The organism is Streptomyces sp. CRN 30, from assembly GCF_034105845.1.
Genome location: NZ_JAVRHI010000395.1, coordinates 1 through 18,243 on the forward strand (window position 1 = coordinate 1; position 18,243 = coordinate 18,243).

General features: G+C 74.8%; 16 protein-coding genes and 1 pseudogene. 6 read left to right on the forward strand and 11 right to left on the reverse strand.

Annotated elements, in window-relative coordinates:
- Window positions 1-228 (reverse strand): annotated as a pseudogene (locus UW392_RS42735) (fructosamine kinase); the annotation flags it as partial.
- Between the two features lie 98 nt (window positions 229-326).
- Between UW392_RS42735 and UW392_RS42740 the strand changes: the two are divergent.
- Window positions 327-650 (forward strand): hypothetical protein, encoded by a 324-nt coding sequence (locus UW392_RS42740; protein WP_320780691.1) that lies wholly within the window; start codon window positions 327-329, stop codon window positions 648-650.
- Window positions 651-659: 9 nt separating this feature from the next.
- On the opposite strand, the gene UW392_RS42745 is transcribed toward UW392_RS42740, so the two are convergent.
- Window positions 660-2,033: an SLC13 family permease gene (locus UW392_RS42745; RefSeq protein ID WP_320780692.1), complete on the reverse strand. Its 1,374-nt coding sequence runs from the start codon at window positions 2,031-2,033 to the stop codon at window positions 660-662.
- A gap of 131 nt (window positions 2,034-2,164) precedes the next feature.
- Window positions 2,165-3,406, reverse strand: coding sequence for an MFS transporter (locus UW392_RS42750; RefSeq protein ID WP_320780693.1), 1,242 nt, complete (start codon window positions 3,404-3,406; stop codon window positions 2,165-2,167).
- Between the two features lie 449 nt (window positions 3,407-3,855).
- Here UW392_RS42750 and UW392_RS42755 point away from each other — a divergent pair, with 449 nt between their 5' ends.
- Together UW392_RS42755 and UW392_RS42760 are read left to right on the forward strand one after the other, a co-directional pair.
- Window positions 3,856-4,938, forward strand: coding sequence for an NAD-dependent epimerase/dehydratase family protein (locus tag UW392_RS42755; protein WP_320780705.1), 1,083 nt, complete (start codon window positions 3,856-3,858; stop codon window positions 4,936-4,938).
- A gap of 292 nt (window positions 4,939-5,230) precedes the next feature.
- Window positions 5,231-6,655: an MGH1-like glycoside hydrolase domain-containing protein gene (locus UW392_RS42760; RefSeq protein ID WP_414497204.1), complete on the forward strand. Its 1,425-nt coding sequence runs from the start codon at window positions 5,231-5,233 to the stop codon at window positions 6,653-6,655.
- A gap of 62 nt (window positions 6,656-6,717) precedes the next feature.
- Here the strand turns inward: UW392_RS42760 and UW392_RS42765 are convergent, their stop codons facing one another.
- Window positions 6,718-7,254, reverse strand: coding sequence for a DoxX family protein (locus UW392_RS42765; protein ID WP_320780694.1), 537 nt, complete (start codon window positions 7,252-7,254; stop codon window positions 6,718-6,720).
- A 236-nt stretch (window positions 7,255-7,490) separates the two neighbouring features.
- Here UW392_RS42765 and UW392_RS42770 point away from each other — a divergent pair, with 236 nt between their 5' ends.
- Window positions 7,491-10,517, forward strand: a complete 3,027-nt coding sequence (locus UW392_RS42770; RefSeq protein WP_320780695.1) for a glycosyl hydrolase — start codon at window positions 7,491-7,493, stop codon at window positions 10,515-10,517.
- 23 nt (window positions 10,518-10,540) lie between these two features.
- Here the strand turns inward: UW392_RS42770 and UW392_RS42775 are convergent, their stop codons facing one another.
- Together UW392_RS42775 and UW392_RS42780 are read right to left on the reverse strand one after the other, a co-directional pair.
- Window positions 10,541-11,032 (reverse strand): hypothetical protein, encoded by a 492-nt coding sequence (locus UW392_RS42775; protein WP_320780696.1) that lies wholly within the window; start codon window positions 11,030-11,032, stop codon window positions 10,541-10,543.
- Window positions 11,029-13,452 carry a nitrate reductase gene (locus UW392_RS42780; protein WP_320780697.1) on the reverse strand — a complete coding sequence of 808 codons (2,424 nt, stop codon included), beginning with the start codon at window positions 13,450-13,452 and terminating at the stop codon, window positions 11,029-11,031. Before UW392_RS42780 ends, UW392_RS42775 begins: the two co-directional genes overlap by 4 nt.
- A 74-nt stretch (window positions 13,453-13,526) precedes the next feature.
- Here UW392_RS42780 and UW392_RS42785 point away from each other — a divergent pair, with 74 nt between their 5' ends.
- On the forward strand, window positions 13,527-14,210 hold the full coding sequence (locus UW392_RS42785) for a GNAT family N-acetyltransferase (protein WP_320780698.1): 684 nt from the start codon (window positions 13,527-13,529) through the stop codon (window positions 14,208-14,210).
- Between the two features lie 113 nt (window positions 14,211-14,323).
- On the opposite strand, the gene UW392_RS42790 is transcribed toward UW392_RS42785, so the two are convergent.
- From UW392_RS42790 to UW392_RS42805, 4 genes are all read right to left on the reverse strand, one after another.
- Window positions 14,324-15,049, reverse strand: a complete 726-nt coding sequence (locus UW392_RS42790; RefSeq protein ID WP_320780699.1) for a metallophosphoesterase family protein — start codon at window positions 15,047-15,049, stop codon at window positions 14,324-14,326.
- Window positions 15,049-15,342: a BON domain-containing protein gene (locus tag UW392_RS42795; protein ID WP_320780700.1), complete on the reverse strand. Its 294-nt coding sequence runs from the start codon at window positions 15,340-15,342 to the stop codon at window positions 15,049-15,051. Before UW392_RS42795 ends, UW392_RS42790 begins: the two co-directional genes overlap by 1 nt.
- On the reverse strand, window positions 15,339-16,046 hold the full coding sequence (locus tag UW392_RS42800) for a nucleotidyltransferase family protein (protein WP_320780701.1): 708 nt from the start codon (window positions 16,044-16,046) through the stop codon (window positions 15,339-15,341). The genes UW392_RS42795 and UW392_RS42800 overlap by 4 nt, the downstream gene beginning before the upstream one ends.
- A gap of 127 nt (window positions 16,047-16,173) precedes the next feature.
- Entirely contained in the window at window positions 16,174-17,289 is a 1,116-nt protein-coding gene (locus UW392_RS42805) for a PP2C family protein-serine/threonine phosphatase (protein ID WP_414497211.1), read from the reverse strand.
- Window positions 17,290-17,512: 223 nt separating this feature from the next.
- On the opposite strand from UW392_RS42805, the gene UW392_RS42810 reads away from it, so the two are divergent.
- Entirely contained in the window at window positions 17,513-17,908 is a 396-nt protein-coding gene (locus tag UW392_RS42810) for an SRPBCC family protein (RefSeq protein ID WP_320780703.1), read from the forward strand.
- A 3-nt stretch (window positions 17,909-17,911) separates the two neighbouring features.
- On the opposite strand, the gene UW392_RS42815 is transcribed toward UW392_RS42810, so the two are convergent.
- Window positions 17,912-18,243, reverse strand: a 332-nt coding sequence (locus tag UW392_RS42815) for a peptidase M23 (protein ID WP_320780704.1), incomplete at its 5' end; no start/stop codon positions are given.

The window sequence follows — 18,243 nt, forward strand, 5'->3', positions numbered from 1 at the left end:
GCCCGCCGCCTCGGCGCGGACCGCCCGTTCGGCGCCGCCGCGCTTGACCACCACGGACGGCCCGCCGTCGAGGACGGCCTCGACGAGCCCGGCGGACAGCCACCGCTCGTCCGTCACCGCCCGCCCGGTCAGCCGGGCGGCGGCGGCCCCGGGGCTCTCGCCGTCCGGCGGCGCGGGGGAGGAGGCGGCGTCGTCGTCCTGTGGTGCGGGGGAGGCGGCGGCATTCACGTCTCCCAGCCTAGGAGTGCGGCGACCGTCCCGCCGACCCGGTGAAATGCGCCGCCCACGCCGATCGAACGGGCCTCGGACGGGGGACCAGTGGGACCATGACCAGTTCAGCCTTCCCCCGCACGATCATCCTGCCGCCGCCCGTGTGCGAGCAGGCCGCGCTGCACCTCGAACACGCCGTGCGGCGGGCCATCGACGGTGCCGCCGCGCCGTGGCGCACCTTCCGCGGCGCCGACGACGACGACTTCGAGATCCCGGTCACCGTGGTCGAACAGGCGGCGGGCTGCCTGCTGGTCCTGGCCGCCGAGAGTGCCCAGAACCTCCGCCCGTCGGCGCTGCGCGCGCTGATCACGGTGGCGCTGCACCTGCGGGACGCGGCGGAGGCGGTACGGCGGCCCGTACTGCCCAGCACGCCGTGGTGAGCGCGGCGCTCAGGTGCCGATGACGGTGAGGGACGCCCACAGGGCCACCGTGGCGGCCAGCAGCGTGGCCGGTACGGCGATCAGGCCGAGCCGGGTGAACCGGCCCAGGTCCGCCGCCACCCCGTGCTGCTGGAGGATGCGCCGCCACAGCAGGGTGGCGAGCGAGCCGACGTAGGTCAGGTTCGGCCCGAGGTTGACGCCGATCAGCACCGCGAGGACGGGCCCGGGGCCGGCCGGCGCCGCGAGCGGGATCAGGGCCAGGACGGCCGGCAGGTTGTTGATGAGGTTGGCCAGCACCGCGGAGACCGCCGCCACCCCGAGCAGCGCCGGGAGCGCGTCGCCGGAGGGCAGCACCCGGGCCAGCCCGTCGGCCAGCCCGCCCGCCACCACGCCCTGTACGACTACGCCGAGCGCCAGGACGAACAGGCAGAACAGCGGGGACGCGGCCCCGACCAGCTCCCGGACGCCCGCCCGCCGGCGTATCAGGGCCCGGCCGCCGAGCAGCAGGACACCGCCGAGCGCGGCCCACGCCGGTTCGACGCCGAACGGCGAGGTGACGACGAACCCGGCCAGCGTCAGTCCGAGCACGACGAGCGTGAAACGGGGAACGGCGGACGCCGCAGCGGCAGCCCCCTCGGACTCCCCCGTCTCCGCCGGCTCCCCGGGCTGCTCACGGGTGGCGAGGTCGGTGCGGAAGAAACGGCGGAAGACCGCGTACTCGACGGCGATCGAGGCCAGCCACGGCAGGGCCATCAGCGCGGCGAACCGGGTGAAGGAGAGCCCGCTCGCGGTGAACGCCAGCAGGTTGGTGAGGTTGGAGACCGGAAGCAGCAGCGACGCCGAGTTGGCCAGGTGGGCGGTGGCGTACACGTGCGGACGCGCCAGGGCACCGGCCCGCGCGGCGGTGGCGAGGACCACGGGGGTGAGCAGGACGACGGTGGCGTCCAGGCTGAGGACGGCGGTGACCGCGCAGGCCAGCGCGAACACGCCGCCGAGCAGCCGCCGCGGGCTGCCCCCGTACCGGCGGGCGACGAGCGCGCCGGCCGCCTCGAACAGCCCGTCGCGGGCACACAGGTGCGCCAGTACGAGGATCAGCGCGAGGAACCCGACGACCGGCAGCAGGCTGCGCACCTGCTCCCGGGCGGCGTCCGGGGTGACCGTGCCCAGCGCCACGGCCAGGGCGGCGGCGGGCACGGCGGCCGCGGCCTCCGGCAGCCCCCGGGGACGGACGACGGCGAGGACCAGGACGCCCAGCAGCAGGACGACCGGGACGGCTTCGGAGACGACGGCGTTGCTCAGCGGGTTCTCCTCCGGCTCGGGAGCGGACGGGCTCCGCGTGGAGCCGGCCCGGCTCCGGTGATCGACAAGCGCCCAATATCGCATCCGGGCGGAGACTCCGGGTGCCCGCCCGGGACGGAACCGACGCGGCGGAATCGACGCGGCGGGACCGGCCCGAGACCGGTTCTCCCGAGGAGCCGGGTGGTCAGGCCGCCCGGTCGAGGGTGACCGGTGGGTCAGGCCGCCGAGGTGAGGGTGGCCGGGAGGTCGGTGGCCGCGGTCCGTACGGGCACGGGCGTCACGGCGCGGCGGCGGCGCAGTACGTGCCCCGCCCCGATCGTCCCGGCGATCAGCAGACCGCCTGTCACCAGGGCGCCGCGCGCTCCGGCCAGTTCCATCAGCAGGCCGAGGGCCGGCGGCCCGCCGAGGCTCCACACCGTGCCGACGCTGCCCCACACGCCGAGCACCCGGCCCCGCATGTGGGCGGGCGGGTCGGTCTGCAGGACCGCCGTGCCGGCCGTGTCGGAGACGGACTCCACCACCGCCATCGGCAGCACCATCACCAGCAGCACCGCCATCGACGGGGACAGCCCCGCCACGACCTGGAGCAGTCCGCCGGCCGCGGCCAGCAGCCCCACCAGCCGCACCGAGGGCCGCCGCAGCCGGGCGGCCACGACCGCGCCGACGATGCCGCCGACCGCGAGGACGGTGGAGACCGTGCCGAACGCTCCGGCGCCGCCCGCGAGCGGCCCGGTGACGAGCACGGCCAGGGTCAGCTGGTAGTTCCGGCCGAACACCGCGCTGAGCCCGGTGATCCCGGCCAGCGCCAGCAGCCGGGGCCGCCGCGCGAAGAAGGTCAGCCCCTCCCGCACGCTCATCGTGTCCGGTGCCTTCTCGGCCGGAGCGGCCCCGGCGACGGCCCGCGCCGCTCCCCGTACCGGGCGCAGGAACGGGATGACGGCGGCCACGAAGAGGAACGACACCCCGTTGGCGGCGTACGCGGCGGCCGTGCCGAGGAGGCCGACGGCCACCCCGGCCAGCGCGGCGCCGGTGAGCCGGCCCGCCTGGTGCACCAGGGCACCCACCCCGATCGCCGACGGCACGTCCTCCGCCGGCACGAGGTCGTTGCCCAGCAGGGAGCAGGCCGGGCCGTCGACGGTGGCGATGACGCCGGTCACCGCGGCCAGCACCATCAGGGACGTCATGTCGAGGCGGTCCAGCGCCACGAGGACGGCCGTCGTGAAGGCGACGGCGCCGAGCAGCGCCTGGCTGACGGCCGCCGTCAGCCGGCGCGGCCAGCGGTCGACGGCGGCGCCGCCGAAGACGCTGATGAGCAGGGCGGGCGCGGCCTGCACCGACATGGACAGACCGGTCGCGGCGGCGGACCCGGTGATCTGCAGGACCAGCAGGTTCTGCACCGTGAGCTGCATCCACGTACCGGCGTTCGAGACGAAGTTCGCCACGGACCACCAGCGCATGCTGCGGTACCGGAGGGAGCGCCACGGGGAGTGCGTGGGGGCAGGGGACGAGGCGTCGGCCTGCGCGGCCGGAGCGGGGGAGGAAGGCACGTTGCGTCACTCGCGGAAGGCCGGGCGGGGACCCGGACGGGGAAGGGACCGGAGCGAGGTCGCCGGCTGCACTGCACGGCCGCTCCACAAGGCCGGAGTACGGCGCCGACCATGGTGACAGAGGGGACCGGTGAGTCACTGCCGCGAGGGCCGGAAAGGGCTGGTCACCGGGTGCGGAAACCGCCTCCCACCAGCCGTTCGGCACGGTGAGTGCGGTTGATCACAGCCAGGTCACGCCCCGCCGTCGGCCCGCCGCCCCACCCGGACGGTCCCGTGGCATGAACGCGGTCCGGCGGGGCACCCGGGGCGCGCTCGTCAGCGTCGTCGAGGGGGGCGTGCAGGGGAAGGAAGGTCGTCCCATGATGCCGATGGCGGCGTTCGCCATGAAGACCGAGGGCCGGGCCCCCTGGGACCGCGCCCTGGTGACCGGCGGTGCGGGCTTCCTCGGCTCGCACCTGTGCACCCGGCTGCTGGACGCGGGTGTCGTGGTCGACTGCCTGGACGACCTCTCCACCGGTAGAGCCGGCAACGTGGCCCACCTGGCGGGCCGCCCCGGCTTCCGGTTCCTGGAACGGGACGTCGCGGACCCCGGGCTCCCCGAGACCCTCCCCGCCCCCTACGGCCTCGTACTGCACCTCGCCGGACCCGGCTGCCGGGCGGTCCGCCCCGACCGGCCGCTGGAACTCCTCGACGCGGCAGGCGCGGGCACCCGTGCGGCGCTGGCCGTCGCGGGCCGGGACGGCGCGCGGTTCCTGCTGGCCTCCGGGCCGGAGCCGGACGGCGGTGTCGACCCCTTCGGCCCGCACGCCGCGTACGCCGAGGCGGTCCGCTTCGCCGAGGCGCTGGTCGCCGCGCGGGCGGGCGAGCCCGGGGCCAACGCCGGCATCGTCCGGCTGTTCACCGCCTGCGGGCCCCGGATGCGGACGGACACGGGGGTGCCGGGCGTCTTCGTCGAGCAGGCGCTCGCGGGCGGGCCCGTCACCGTCGCCGGGGACGGCACGCGCCGGCACTCCCTGTGCCATGTCGACGACATGGTCGACGGTGTGCTGCTGGTCGCCGCAGGGCGGTCCGTACGGCCCGTGGACATCGGCGGCGACGAGACGCCGACGGAGGCGGAGATCGCGCGCCGGGTGATCGAACTGACCGGTTCCCGGGCCCCGCTCGCCTTCACCGGCCGCGCGCCGGACGACCCGGCGTACCCCCGCCCGGTCACCGGTTTCGCCCGCGAGATCTTCGGCTGGATGCCGAGGACGACCTGGCAGGCCGGCCTGTCCCACACCCTCACCCCACCTCCGACCCCCTTGCCCCCACCCACGACCACCCACCCACGCGTGAACGGCCACCTACGCGTGGACGGCCACCCGCACACGGACGGCCGGCCCGAGGTCCGGCCGGGTGCCGACGGTGGGGCGGAGGTCCCGCAGGGTGCCGCCGACGGATAGGAGATCCGGCTGGGCCGGGTGCCGACGGTCGGTCAGACGTTCCGACCCGACACCTGCGGCCGGTCCGAGGCCGGACGCCGCCCCGGCCCACCTCACCGGCACCCCGGTCGTCCCCTTCGGATGGGTCAGCCCACTGAAGCCCGTATCCGACGTATCCGATGCCGCCCGCACAGAGCCCCGCTTACGACTGATTTTCGCGCACCACACCCCTGGTTCTGCGTGTTACGCATACATAAGCTGGGGATATCGTCGGCGTAACCGTACGCCCACCCGCACCGCTCCGGAGCCGTCCGTGGAACGCGTCGCCCTGTACACCGGCCCCTCGCCCGCGGAGACCGTCGGCCGTCCCGCCACCGGCCCCGCGGCCCGTACCCTGCGCCGCGCCGCCGCGCGGGTCCTCGCCGACAACTGGACCGGGGCCTCCACCGTCCCCTCCCGCACCCTCTATCCGCACCAGTGGAGCTGGGACTCCGCCTTCGTCGCGATCGGGCTGCGCCATCTCTCGGCCCACCGCGCCCAGCGGGAACTGGAGTCGCTGTTCGCCGCGCAGTGGGCCGACGGCCGAATCCCGCACATCGTGTTCAACCCCGCCGTGCCCGCGGACGCCTACTTCCCGAGCCCGGACTTCTGGCGCTCGTCCGCCGCCGGCCGGGCCGCCGGCGCCCCCGCCGCGCCGGAGACCTCGGGCATCGTCCAGCCACCGGTGCACGCCCTGGCCGCCTGGCTGGTCCACCGCGCGGACCCGGCGGAGTCCCGCCGCCGCGGCTTCCTCGCCCGCGCCTACCCACGGCTCACCGCCTGGCACGACTACCTCCTCACCCGCCGCGACCTCGGCGGCGGGGGCCTCGCGGCGGCCGTCCACCCGTGGGAGCCCGGCACCGACAACAGCCCCTGCTGGGACGCCGCTCTCGGCCGGATCGAACCCGCCCCGGCGGAAACCTTCCGCCGGGCCGATCTCGCCCACGGCCACCCTCACGACCGGCCCACCGATCTCGACTACGGCCGGTACGTCCGCCTCGCGGGCGACTACCGCACGGCCGGTTACGACGACCGCGCCGCCCGGCACGCCTTCGCCGTCGAGGACCCCTGCTTCAACGCGCTGCTGGCCGTCGGCGAGCACGCGCTCGCCGCAGCCGCCCGCACCCTCGGCCGCGACGACACCCGGCACCTCGCGCGCGCCGAAGCCCTCACCCGGAGCCTGGTCACCCGCCTCTGGGACGCCGACGCGGGCCTCTTCCGGGCCCGCGACCTCGGTACCGGCTCCACCGGCTCCACCGGCTCCACAGGCTCCACCGGCACGCCGGTCGGCGAACGCGCGGTCACCGGCCTGGTCCCGCTGATCGTCCCGGGCCTGCCGCCCGCCGTGGTCCGTGCCCTGCGCCGCACGCTGGCCGGACCCGGTTTCGCCGCACCCGGCACCCGGCTGGTCCCCAGCTACGACCTCACCGGACACGCCTTCGACCCGCAGCGCTACTGGCGCGGCCCGGCCTGGTTCAACACGGCCTGGCTGATCCACCGAGGGCTGCGCACCCACGCCCTCCACGCGGACGCCGAACACCTGCGCCACGGCTTCCTCGCGGAGGCCGGCCGCTCACACTTCGCCGAGTACGTGGACCCTCTGACCGGCACCCCGCACGGCGCCCGCCGCTTCTCCTGGACCGCGGCCCTCACCCTCGACCTGCTGCACGCCCCGGAGGACCGGCCGTTCCCGCACTGACCCGGCGCCGGCGCCGGGCCCGGCCGACGCCGACGCGGTCGTCGACCGCACGCCGGCCGGCCTCAGTGCCGCCCCACCTTCCCCAGCACGTTCCCCGCCGCCGCGGCGGGACCCCCCGTGGCGCGCACCGACCGCTGCACCAACTGCGCGTCGTGCTTCAGCCCCCGCGCCGCGTGCCGCCCGCGCCACAGCAGCGACGGCGCGCCGCCCGTGTCGTCGGCCGCGACCAGCAGGCCGCCCAGCATGGAGAGATTCTTGAAGAAGTGGATGCGCTGCTGGGCGCGGACGGACGGGTCGTCCTCCTCCCAGTAGCGGTGCGCCGCGAGCGTCGTCGGCACCAGCGTCGCCGCCAGGGCCAGCGCCGCGAGCCGGGGGCAGCGTCCGAGGCCCAGCATCACACCGCCCGCGACCTGCACCGCCCCGTTGAGCCGCACCGCCTGCTCGGTGCTGTCGGGCACCGCGCCCACGCGGTCCGAGACGGGCCGTACGACGGACTCGGCCGCCGGTGCCACGTCCTTGGGACTGCGGAAGGAGTGCAGGCCGCCGGCGACGAACATCGAGGCCAGCATCGGACGGCCGGCCAGGCGCAGAAGACTCATGGTGTGCTCCAGATCTGTGGTGCCCCATCGGCCGTCGTCGGGTTCCCCGCCCGGTCCGGGCCAATCGGCGCCGCCCCGGCGCGGCGGGGCGGAAATCGGCGCGGCGCCGCGAGAACCCACCGCACGGATCTTGACCCGCCCGGAACCGGCCATTTAGCGTTCCCGCACTGGTACCGGATTGAAACGATTCATACACCGTCTGTTCCGCCCTTCCCCATGAGCCGAGGGACGCACTCATGCACGAACACACCACGCCGCGCACCGCGATGCCACGCCGCCTCGTCCTGGCCGCCGGTCTCGGCACCGGCGTCGCCGCGGCCGTCGGTGCCACCGGAGCCCCCGCCGCCGCCCTCCCCGCGACCGCCGTCCCCGCCTCGGCGAGCCGGCCGGCCCCCGGCGCCTCCTGGTTCGCCGACCCCGCACGCTCCGTGCGCCCGAAGTTCCGCTGGTGGTGGCCGGACGGCCTGGTGGACGCCGACGAGATCGCCCGCGAGATCGACCAGATCGCGGACGCCGGTTTCGGCGGCGTGGAGATCGCCGCCGTCCACCACAGCCTCGCCGACAAGTCGGTCCTGGACACCGCCCACCGCGGGTGGGGAGGCAGATCCTGGCGGGACGGCGTCGAGGCGGCCCTGCGCCGGGCCGTCAGACGCGGACTCACCGTCGACCTCACCCTCGGCCCGAGCTGGCCGGCCGCCGTCCCCGGCGTCACCCCCGACGACGAGGCCGCCGTACAGGAACTCGCCCACGGCCGGACAGCGGTGGTCGCCGGCACCACCTACCGGGGCCCGGTCCCGGCGCCCGTGCACGAGGCGGCCTCCGGCGTCACGAAGCAGACCCTGCTCGCCGTCCAGGCGGCCCGCGTGAACACGGCCAACTCCACCCGCAAGGAGACCGGCCTCGACCTCGCCTCCGTCCAGGACCTCACGGCGACGGTGACCGGCGGCGAACTGACCTGGACCGCTCCCGACGACGGCGAGTGGGTGCTCGTCTCGTACTGGCAGCGCGGCTCGGGCCAGCAGCCCGAGTCCGGCCCGCACTCCGCGCCCGCCGCGTACGTCGTCGACCACTTCAGTGCCGCCGGTACGGAGGCGGTGACGGCGTACTGGGAGCGGAACCTGCTGACGCCCGCCGTGCGCAAGCTGCTGAAGGCCGCGGGCGGCGCGTTCTTCGAGGACTCCGTCGAACTGGAGACCGACGGACTGGTCTGGACGCCGAAGCTCCCCGAGGCGTTCGCGAAGGACCACGGCCGTCCGCTGCTGCCGTACCTGCCCGCGCTGGTCCTCGACGACAGCAACCAGGTGTTCGCGTTCGGCGCGGAGGAGACCCGGCAGATACGGCACGACTTCTGGGAGACCGTCTCCCGGCTCTTCAACCGCCACCACGTCACCGCCCTGCGCGACTGGGCGCACTCCCTGGGCATGCGGCTGCGCGCCCAGCCCTACGGTCTGCAGACCGACGCCATCGCCACCGCCGCGATCCTCGACATCGCCGAGGGCGAGTCGCTCGGCTTCAAGAACCTCGACGACTACCGCTGCCTGGCCGGCGGCCGGGACCTGGCCGGCCACACCGTGCTCTCCTGCGAGGCGGGCGCCTACAACGGGTCGGCGTACAGCACCACGTGGGACCGGTTCCTGCGGACGATGGGCGGCGCCTACGCGGCCGGTGTCAACCAGACCGTCGTGCACGGCTTCTCCTACGCCACCGTCCCCGGCGCGGCCTGGCCCGGCTTCGCCGCGTTCAGCCCCTACAACGGGGCGCCCGGCTACGGCGAGTCGTGGGGCCCGCGCCAGCCGACCTGGGGCCACCTGCCGGACATCGCGGGCTACCTGGGCCGGGTGCACCGCGTGCTCCAGTCCGGCGTCGCCCGCGCCGACGTCGCCGTCTTCCGGCAGACCGGCTACACCGCCACCGGCATCGGCGCGTCCTGGCTCACCTCCACCGGCGTACCGCTCGGCTGGACCCACCAGTTCCTGAGCGGACCGCTGCTCGACCTGCCCGCCGCCACCGTCCGCGGCGGCCGCCTCGCCCCCGACGGACCCGCCTACAAGGCCCTGTTCGTCGAGGGTGACTTCTTCTACTCCTCCACCCCGAGCCTCGCCGTCGCCGACGCCCGCAAACTGCTCGCCCTGGCGAGGAAGGGCCTGCCGGTCGTGCTGCTCGGCGCCTTCGACCAGGCGGTGACCCCGGGTGTGCCCGCGACCGGCGAGTCCGAGGAACTGCGGGACGTCCTGGCCCGGCTGCTCGCCCTGCCGCACGTCACCCGCGTCACCGACAAGACCGCCGTCGGCGACGCCCTCACCGCCCTCGGCGTCACCCCCGACGTCCGGCACGCCGCCTCCTCCACGCTCCTCAACGCCCACCGGGTCACCGACGACGCGGACTTCTACTACCTCGTCAACGGCAAGCACGCCGAGACCGTCAAGCCGCCGGTCGCCGCGATCGACCACGACGTCACCCTGCGCCGCACCCGGCGCGGGACCTTCGTGCCGTACCTGCTCGACCCGTGGACCGGCGAGGCGGTACGGCTCGCCCGCTACACCGCGGACGGCGACGAGGTCACCCTGCGCGTCACCCTCCAGCCGGGCCAGACACTCGTCGTCGCGCTGGGCCGCCCCGGCCTGTTCGGGGACCGGCACGGTGACAGCCCGTACGTCACCGCCACCGACGCCGACGAGGCGCTGTTCACCGGCAAGGGCCTCGCCGTACGCACCACCCGGCCCGGCACCTTCACCACCCGCCTGTCCCGGGGGCGTCCGGTCACCACCAAGGTCCGGGAGGTGCCCGCGCCGATCACCCCGGCGCACTGGACCCTGGAGGTGGAGGACTGGCTGCCCGGCTCCTCCGCGACCCGCACCGAGAAGGTGCGCCGCACGGTCGCGCTCGACACCCTGCTGCCCTGGTCGCAGATCACGGAACTGGCCGACTCCGCCGGTGTCGGCCGCTACCGCACCACCGTCACCCTGCCCTCGGACTGGAGCGCCGCGCACGGCGCCTACCTGGAGCTGGGCCAGGTCAGTGACACCTTCCGGGTCACCGTCAACGGCACCCGCACGGCGCCGGTGGACCGGCTGCGGCCCGTCGCCGACATCGGCCCCCACCTGCGGCGCGGCAAGAACGTCATCGAGATCGAGGTCGCCACACCGCTGCTCAACCGCCTCCGGGTGGCCCGCCCCGAGGTGTTCGGGACGACGGCCCGGCAGGACCACGGCCTGGTGGGCCCGGTCCGGGTCGTACCGTACGTCCAGACCGCCGTGGACTGACGAAGCGTCAGACAGGCGGGGCGTCAGAGGGCGGTCAGGATCTGCGGCGACAGGTTCTTGATCATGGTGTTGGTCCAGCGCATCTGACGCAGGGTCCGCGGATGGCAGTCCGACACCACGGACAGCAGCGCGCTGTCCCTCGCCGCCTGGGCGGCCTGCGCGAGCATCTCCCAGTGCAGGGAGTTCTCCGCGGCCGCCAGGTGCAGTTCCCGCAGGTCGCGCAGGAGCAGCAGACCGGGGTCCGGGTTCTGGCCCGGTGCCCCGGCCGTCTCCCGGCGGAGCGCGGCGAGGACGCCGTCCGCGTCCTCGCCCGCCGGGCCGTCGAGGTCGATGCCGTACTCGGCGCCCACCGCCGCAAGTCGCTGGACGTGCTCGTGGGACCACCGGGCCAGGTCGTGCGCGACGTGCCGCACCTCGTGCTCGGCCCGGTGGCGGTCGGCGGCGGCCATCAGGTCGTGGGCCAGCCGCCACTCACCCCGGTGCAGGACGTGCACGGTCAACGCGATCCCGATCACGCGGCGCCTCCCCGGCCGTCGAGCCGCTCGTACGGAGCGGAGGCGGTCACCGTCGGCGCGGGGGCCGGGGTGCCGTCGCCCCGGGCCACCGGCGTGAGGGCGGCCGCGGCGGTCTTGAACAACGGCTGCTTGGAGACCGGGTCCCAGTCCGTGGCCGTCGTCTCGTTGGCGGCCCGCCCGGGGCCGCCCGGCGCGGGACCGGACCCCTCGGGGGTGTCCCAGTAGCCGTAGTGGAACGGGACGAAGAGCGTGCCCGGCCGGATGTCCGTCACCCGCAGCCGGCCGCGCAGCGCGCCGCGCGCGGTGGTGACGTCGACCAGGTCGCCCTCGGCGATGCCGAGCCGCCCCGCGTCCGCGGCCGACGCCTCCACCCACACGTCGGGGGCGGCGTCGTTCAGCCGGGGCGCCCGCCCGGTCTTGGTGCGGGTGTGGAAGTGGTAGACCGTCCGGCCCGTGGTGAGCCGGAACGGACGGTCCTCGTCCGGTTCCTCGGGCGGCGGCAGATATCCGGCGGCCTTCAGCACCGCCTTGCCGTCGGGGTTGAGCGACCGGTACTCGACCACGTCGACGGCGGCTCCGGTCACCAGGTCCTTGCCGTAGCTCTCGCACACGTCCGGGTGGGCCCAGTCGACGTGCTCGGTGTACAGCCGGGGGGTGCCCTCGGGCGCGGCGTCGTCGCACGGCCACTGCACGCCGCCGCGCGAGCGCAGCAGGCCGTAGGAGAGCCCGGTGTAGTCGCAGGGGCGGCCCGCGCTGCACCGCTGCCACGCCTCGAACGCCTCCTCGGGGCCGCGCCAGCCGATCAGCGGACCGCCGTCCTTGTCGCGGAAGTCCATGCGGCGCGCGTAGTCGAGGAAGATGCCGAGGTCGGAGCGGGCCTCGCCGGGCGGGTCGACCGCCTTGTCGGACAGGTGCACCGTGCGGTCGGCGTTGGTGAAGGTGCCGGTCTTCTCGCCCCAGGTCGCGGCCGGCAGCACCACGTCCGCGAACCGGGCCGTCTCGGTCAGGAACAGGTCCTGGACGACCGTGAAGAGCCGTTCCTGCGACAGCACCTCACGCACCCGGGCCAGTTCGGGCAGGGAGACGGCCGGGTTGGTGCCGCTGATCCACAGCATCCCGATCGAGCCCTGCTCGGCGTAGCGGAAGATCTGCATCGCGTGCGTGGGCGGCGTGTGGTGCGCAATCGTGGACGGCTCGACGTTCCACAGCGCGGCCAGTTCGGCGACATGGGCGTCGTTCTGCCAGTTGCGGAAGCCGGGCAGGTCGCCGTCGGCGCCGCACTCCCGGGTGTTCTGGGCGGTGGGCTGGCCGTTCATCTGGAGCACACCGGCGCCCGGACGGCCCAGCATCCCGCGGATCAGGTGCAGGTTGTTCACCTGTACCGCGGCGGCGGTCGCCTGGTGGGACTGGTAGACGCCCTGCAGCACCGTGGAGACCAGCGCGTCGGCGGTGCCGATCAGTTCGGCCGCCTCCTCGATCCGGGCGGCGGGCACGTCACAGATGTCCTCGGCCCACTTGGGCGTGCAATCGGCGACGCGGGCGGCCAGTTCGTCCCAGCCGACGGTGTGCGCGGCGACGTAGGCGTGGTCGACCCGGTCGTGCCGGATCGTCTCGTGCAGCAGCGCGTTGAGCAGCGCGAGGTTGGTCCCGCCCCGCAGCGGGAGGTGCACGGCCGCCGCGCGGGCGACCGGGGTGGGCCGGGGGTCGACGCACACCAGCCGCGGCGGATCGGCGCCCTGGAGCCGGTCCAGTATCCGCATCCACTGCACGGGCTGCGTCTCCGCCATGTTGTGCCCGTACAGCGCGATGACGTCGGCGTGGTCGAAGTCGTCGTAGGAACCGGGCTGGCCGTCGCAGCCGAAGCTCTCCTTGAGCGCTTCCGCCGCGGTCGCCGTGCAGAGCCGGGTGTTGCCGTCCAGGTGCGGGGTGCCGATGCCGGCGCGGGCGAGGACGGCGAGGGTGTAGTACTCCTCCAGGAAGAGCTGCCCGCTGGTGTAGAAGCCGATCGAGCCCGGCCCCCGCTCGGCGAGCAACTCCCGGGAACGGCGCGTCACCAGCTCCATCGCGGTGTCCCAGTCGCTCTCCTCCAGCTGCCCGCCGCGCCGCACGAGCGGCCGGGTCAGCCGGTCGGGGGAGGAGTTGGCCTGCCAGCCGAACAGGTCCTTCGGTCCGAGCCTGCCCCGGTTGACCCGGTCCGACGCCCGGCCGCGCACCCCGGCGATGCGGCCGCCGGCCACCGCGATGTCCATGGCGTCGCCGTCGGAGTGCAGCAGCGAGGCCGATCCCACCCACCGCTCGACCGCCTCCGGCCGCACCCCGTCGGCCAGTTGCACGTCCACCCGGTCCGGCCAGGTCCCGTGCCGGCCGTACGGCGTCCTGTCGCCCCACGGGTGGGCGATCCGGTCCGCGGCCTCGGCCATGCCGTTCTCCCGTCTGCTGGATCCCGCCGACGAGGCCGGGTACCCGAGTCCGCGCGACTGAAGCCCAAAGCCTTGTGGGAGCGCTCCCAGAAGGGGACGATACGTCGGTGACCTCGACTGCCACCGCCACCGTACGCCCGTACCGTCCCGAGGACGCCCGAGCGCTCGACGAGATCTGCGTCCGCACCGGGTACAACGGCCGCGACAGCCGGCCGCACTACGCCGACCCCGGCGTCCTCACCGCCACCTTCGCCGCCCCCTACGCCCATCTCGAACCCGGGCTGACCTTCGTGCTCGACGACGGGGCGGGCCGGGCGGTCGGCTACATCCTCGGCACCTCCGACACGGAGCGCTTCGCCGCCGGCTTCCGCGCCGAGTGGCTGCCCCGCGTCGCCGGCCGCTACCCGGCGCCCCAGGACCCGCCCGCGCCCGGGTCCGCCGGCACCCTGGACGAGGCCATCGCCCGGCTGCTGCACGACCCGGAACGGATGATCGTCCCCGAACTCGCCGGGCACCCCGCCCACCTCCACATCGACCTGCTGCCCGAGTGGCAGGGCCGCGGCCACGGCCGCACTCTGATGCACACCTTCCTGGCGGCCCTGCGCGACCGCGACGTGCCCGCGGTCCACCTCGTCATGGCGCGGGCCAACACCTCCGCCCGCGCCTTCTACGACCGGCTGGGCTTCCAGGAGATCGAGGTGGCGGCGTTCGGACCGGAGACAGCGGCGCTCGGCCGGACGACCGCCGAGACACCCTGACACCGGACGCCGTGTCCCGGCGGGGCCGGTGAGCCGGCGGTCGGGCGGTGGGCGGTCGGTGGTCGGTGGTCGGTGGTCGACCGGAGGTCAACCGGTGGTCAGCCAACCGGTGGTCAGCCGGTGGGCAACTGGTACACGTTGAACGCCCGCTTGATCACCGGCTGGGCGACGTTGCGCACCCGCACCCCGCCCGCCGTCATGCCGTGCTCCGACCCGGCGTGCGCGTGCCCGTGCACCGCCAGGTCGGCGCCCGCGGTGTCGATGGCCTCGGCCAGCAGATAGCTGCCGAGGAACGGATAGATCTCCAGCGGTTCGCCCGCCAGGGTGTCGGCGACGGGGGAGAAGTGCGTCAGCGCGATCCGCGCCGCGCAGTCCCGGCCGTCCAGGTCCTTCAGCGCCGCGCACAGCGAGTCCGCGCTGTGCCGCGTCGTGCGGACGAACTCCTTCATGACCGGCTCGCCGAACTCCCCGGCGCTGCGCCCGACGAACCCGCCGCCGAAGCCCTTCGTCCCGGCGACGCCGACCCGTGTGCCGGCGCACTCCACGACCGTTCCCTCGCCCTCCAGGACCGTGACCCCGCCCTCGCGGAGAATCCCGGTGACCTCCTCCGGCCGCTCGTCGTGGTGGTCGTGGTTGCCGAGGACGGCCACCACCGGCACCGGCAGGTCCCGCACCTCGCGGGCCACCACCCGCATCTCCTCGGGCGTGCCGTGCCGGGTCAGGTCCCCGGCGAGCAGCAGCAGGTCGGCACAGTCGGGCAGGGTGTCGAAGGCGGGCCGCAACAGGCCCTGGCTGTCCTGCCCCATGTGGATGTCCCCGACGGCGGCGACACGGATCATCACAGCTCCTCGGCACGGTCGGGTCGGGCGGTCTCGGCGACCACGATGTCACTGTGCACGGTGAGCCCGGCCAGCTCCTCGTCGACGGCCCGCAACAGGGTCTCGCGGCACTGCGCGGAGGGCACCGTGCCGGTGACGACGACCGCCCCGGCCCGGATCTCGGCCCGCACCCCCAGCTCGCCCAGCTCCTCGGCGGCCAGCCGGTCGTGCAGGTGGGCGACGCGGTACTCGATGTTCAGCTCGGCGTTCTGCTCGGCGCCGGTGCTCCGCCCGGACGCGGCGGGGTCGCTCATCGGTGCTCCTCCTCCGGGGAAGAAGTGATATCCGAGCGCTCGATGATCTCCAGGCGCTCCAGGATGAAGAAGAAGGCGGCGGGCATCGCGTCGCTCCCGCAGTCGCCGCGGAGCCGGTCCCAGTCGATCTTCTCCCGCAGGGTGCGGGCGATCGGCAGGACCGCCCCGAAGTCACAGTGGTGCTCGGAGAACGCCGCCAGCAGGCTGCGCAGCAGGTCCGTCGGAGCGAGGACCGGCATGAGCACCGAGTCCACCGACAGCCGCTCGGCGCGGCCCAGCAGCTCGGCGGTGACGGGCTGGTGCGCCAGCCGGAAGATCAGGTCGACCTGCTGGCCGAGGCAGTCGGCCTTCAGCAGCCAGTCCTCGGGCGGCGTGTACACGTTCAGCCCGGCCTCCCGCAGCGCTGCCGAGACGGCCTCGGCGTCCTCGGGCCGGATGCAGAAGTCGACGTCGTGCTGGAGGTTCTGGGTGCCGCCGTGCGCGTAGACGGCGACGCTGCCCGCCAGCGCGAACGGCAGCCCGGTCCTCTTCAGCAGCGATCCGACCTGCTTGGCCGCCTGGAGGATCGCCTGGTTGCGGTCGAGGGGAAGCTCCTCCTCCCCGTGCCCCCCGCTGTGCGGGACGGGTACCGTCCGTCCCGCCACCCGGAGTTCGGACACGCCGGCGCGCTGGTCGAGAGCGTGATCGTCGGCGGGCTGCGTCATCGTCGGTCCCCTCTGTCGCTTTTCCCGGCACCTCGGTTCGCGGCCGGTCCCCCCGGCCGCCGGGTGACCTCACGGGTACCCGGCGGCCGGGCGTCGACACGGGAGCGCGTCGCGGCGCGGCCCGGGTTCAGCCGGTCCGGGGACGCCACTCGAACATCAGCAGGGTCGCGTCGTCGCGCAGCCGGTCCGCCTGGGCGTCCAGGATCGAGTGGATCAGCCGGCGCAGCGTCTCCGGCGCCAGCTCGCCGCCGGCCGTGGCCCGGATGACGTAGTCCCCGAACCGCTCCAGACCCATCAGCTTCGCCTCGCGGGTACGGGCCTCGGTGATCCCGTCGGTGTACATCAGCACCCGGTCGCCGGGCTCCAGGCTCATCTCGTGCACCCGGCGCGGACCGGCCGCGAACTGGGACGGCAGTCCCATGGGCGGGTCGGCATCCCGCTCCAGCGCCTCGACCAGCACCCGCTCGCCGCGGATCAGCAGCGGCGCCGGATGCCCGCAGTTGCTCCACCGCAGCAGCCCGGTGGCCAGGTCGAGCTGGGCGATGACGGCGGTGCAGTACTTCTCCGGCAGCCACCGCGCGAGCGCCTCGTCCACGGAGCGCACCAGCTCGGGCAGGTCGGCGCCGGTGCGCCGGGCGTTGCGGCAGGCGGCCAGCGACACCGCGCTGGTCAGCCCGGAGGCCAGATCGTGCCCCATCGAGTCCAGGACCGCGACGTGCAGGGTCGTCTCGGTCAGCGAGTGGTCGAAGGCGTCGCCGCCGATCTCGTACGCCGGTTCCAGGACGGCCGTCGACACCACCTGGCCGTCGCCGATGGTGCGCGGCGGCAGGAAGGCCCGGAGCATCTCGGAGGGCAGCTGCATCCGCTCGGTGCGGGTACGCCGGACGAAGGAGTCCTCGAACGCCCGCTTCGAGGTGATCATCATGGCGAGCAGCGAGGCCAGGGCCCGGCCCCGGGTCAGCGCGCCCGCGGTGAGCGCGGGCTGGTTCACGGCGAGCACCCCGAGCCGCTCGGCGCCGTCCAGCAGCGGATACCAGGCGGTGACCCCGCCGCCCTCCGCCTCCTCCACCCGCAGGGACTGCGTCCGGTAGGCCCAGCCGGCCAGCGACCCGTCGACCGGCAGCGAGTTGGCCACGTCGGTGTGGGGCACGAGGTGGCGCTGCTGGAGGTCGACGAGGTACACCACGGCGTGCTGGAGACACAGCGCCTTCGCGCAGCGCGCCACCGCGGTCGACAGGTCCATCGTCAGGTGTTCCGGATCGGCGAGGAACTCGTGCAGCCGCACGTCGCCCGGCTCTTCCGCCGACACCTCGGCTCCCCTCGTCGCGATCGGGTCGGTCCACGTTCCGCGCCAGTCTGGCACCGCCCGCCGCACCCCGCGCGGCGAGCGCCGCGGACGCTTCGGCCGCCGCCGACCGGGGCACGCGGTGACCCGTACGACACCCGAGCCGAGGAACGGTGCCGCGATGACCGAGTACGAACGTTCCCGCACCATGCCCGCCGCGGCGGGGGAGGTCTTCGAGCGGGCCGCGGACGCCGGGCGGCTGGACGGCTGGCTCCCCCGCGACCTGCACGTCCGCGTCGACGACCCGCCCGCCGTCACCGTCCGCGAGGACCGCACCGGTGAGGACACCGCCGCGCTGCTGCGCGCCCGACCCGAGCAGCTCCGGCTGGAGTGGGGCACCCGCGACCAGGGCTCCTACGCCGGCTGGCTCCAGGTCGCGGGCATCGACGACGCGAGCAGCGAGGTGACCGTCCACCTGTCCTTCTTCGACGACCGCCACGATCCGGGCCGTACGGCGGTGGACGACGCCCTGGAGACCAGCCTGAGCCGGCTCCGGGACGAGGTCTCGCGTCCCTGACCGTCAGCAGTCGGGCACGCCGTCGATCTTCTCGCCGCCCCTGAGGTACAGGTTGCTGACCCAGGCGATGTCGCTGCCGGCGAACTCCTGCACCGCCGTCCACCAGCTGTTGCCGCCGACGGCCGGGTCCTCGACGTACTCGCCCTGGGTCTGGCAGACCGCGTCCAGCCAGTACCGCGACCGGACGGCGAGGACGTTGGACGAGGTGTTCGGCCGGTCGCGCAGGTTGACGTCCGTGGCCCAGATGTAGACGTCGGTGAGGGCCGGGTCGCCGCCGGCCGGCGCGGCGGGCGCGGCCTGGGCGGTGGCGGCGAGCGCCCCGACGGTGAGCGCGG

What these genes read in the sequence shown, in the direction of transcription:
- UW392_RS42740 (WP_320780691.1), top strand. Translation starts at nt 327, where the DNA reads ATGACCAGTTCAGCCTTCCCCCGCACGATCATCCTGCCGCCGCCCGTG.
- UW392_RS42745 (WP_320780692.1), bottom strand. Translation starts at nt 2,033, where the DNA reads ATGCGATATTGGGCGCTTGTCGATCACCGGAGCCGGGCCGGCTCCACG.
- UW392_RS42750 (WP_320780693.1), bottom strand. Translation starts at nt 3,406, where the DNA reads ATGCGCTGGTGGTCCGTGGCGAACTTCGTCTCGAACGCCGGTACGTGG.
- UW392_RS42755 (WP_320780705.1), top strand. Translation starts at nt 3,856, where the DNA reads ATGATGCCGATGGCGGCGTTCGCCATGAAGACCGAGGGCCGGGCCCCC.
- UW392_RS42765 (WP_320780694.1), bottom strand. Translation starts at nt 7,254, where the DNA reads ATGAGTCTTCTGCGCCTGGCCGGCCGTCCGATGCTGGCCTCGATGTTC.
- UW392_RS42770 (WP_320780695.1), top strand. Translation starts at nt 7,491, where the DNA reads ATGCACGAACACACCACGCCGCGCACCGCGATGCCACGCCGCCTCGTC.
- UW392_RS42780 (WP_320780697.1), bottom strand. Translation starts at nt 13,452, where the DNA reads ATGGCCGAGGCCGCGGACCGGATCGCCCACCCGTGGGGCGACAGGACG.
- UW392_RS42790 (WP_320780699.1), bottom strand. Translation starts at nt 15,049, where the DNA reads ATGATCCGTGTCGCCGCCGTCGGGGACATCCACATGGGGCAGGACAGC.
- UW392_RS42795 (WP_320780700.1), bottom strand. Translation starts at nt 15,342, where the DNA reads ATGAGCGACCCCGCCGCGTCCGGGCGGAGCACCGGCGCCGAGCAGAAC.
- UW392_RS42800 (WP_320780701.1), bottom strand. Translation starts at nt 16,046, where the DNA reads ATGACGCAGCCCGCCGACGATCACGCTCTCGACCAGCGCGCCGGCGTG.
- UW392_RS42805 (WP_414497211.1), bottom strand. Translation starts at nt 17,289, where the DNA reads ATGGACCTGTCGACCGCGGTGGCGCGCTGCGCGAAGGCGCTGTGTCTC.
- UW392_RS42810 (WP_320780703.1), top strand. Translation starts at nt 17,513, where the DNA reads ATGACCGAGTACGAACGTTCCCGCACCATGCCCGCCGCGGCGGGGGAG.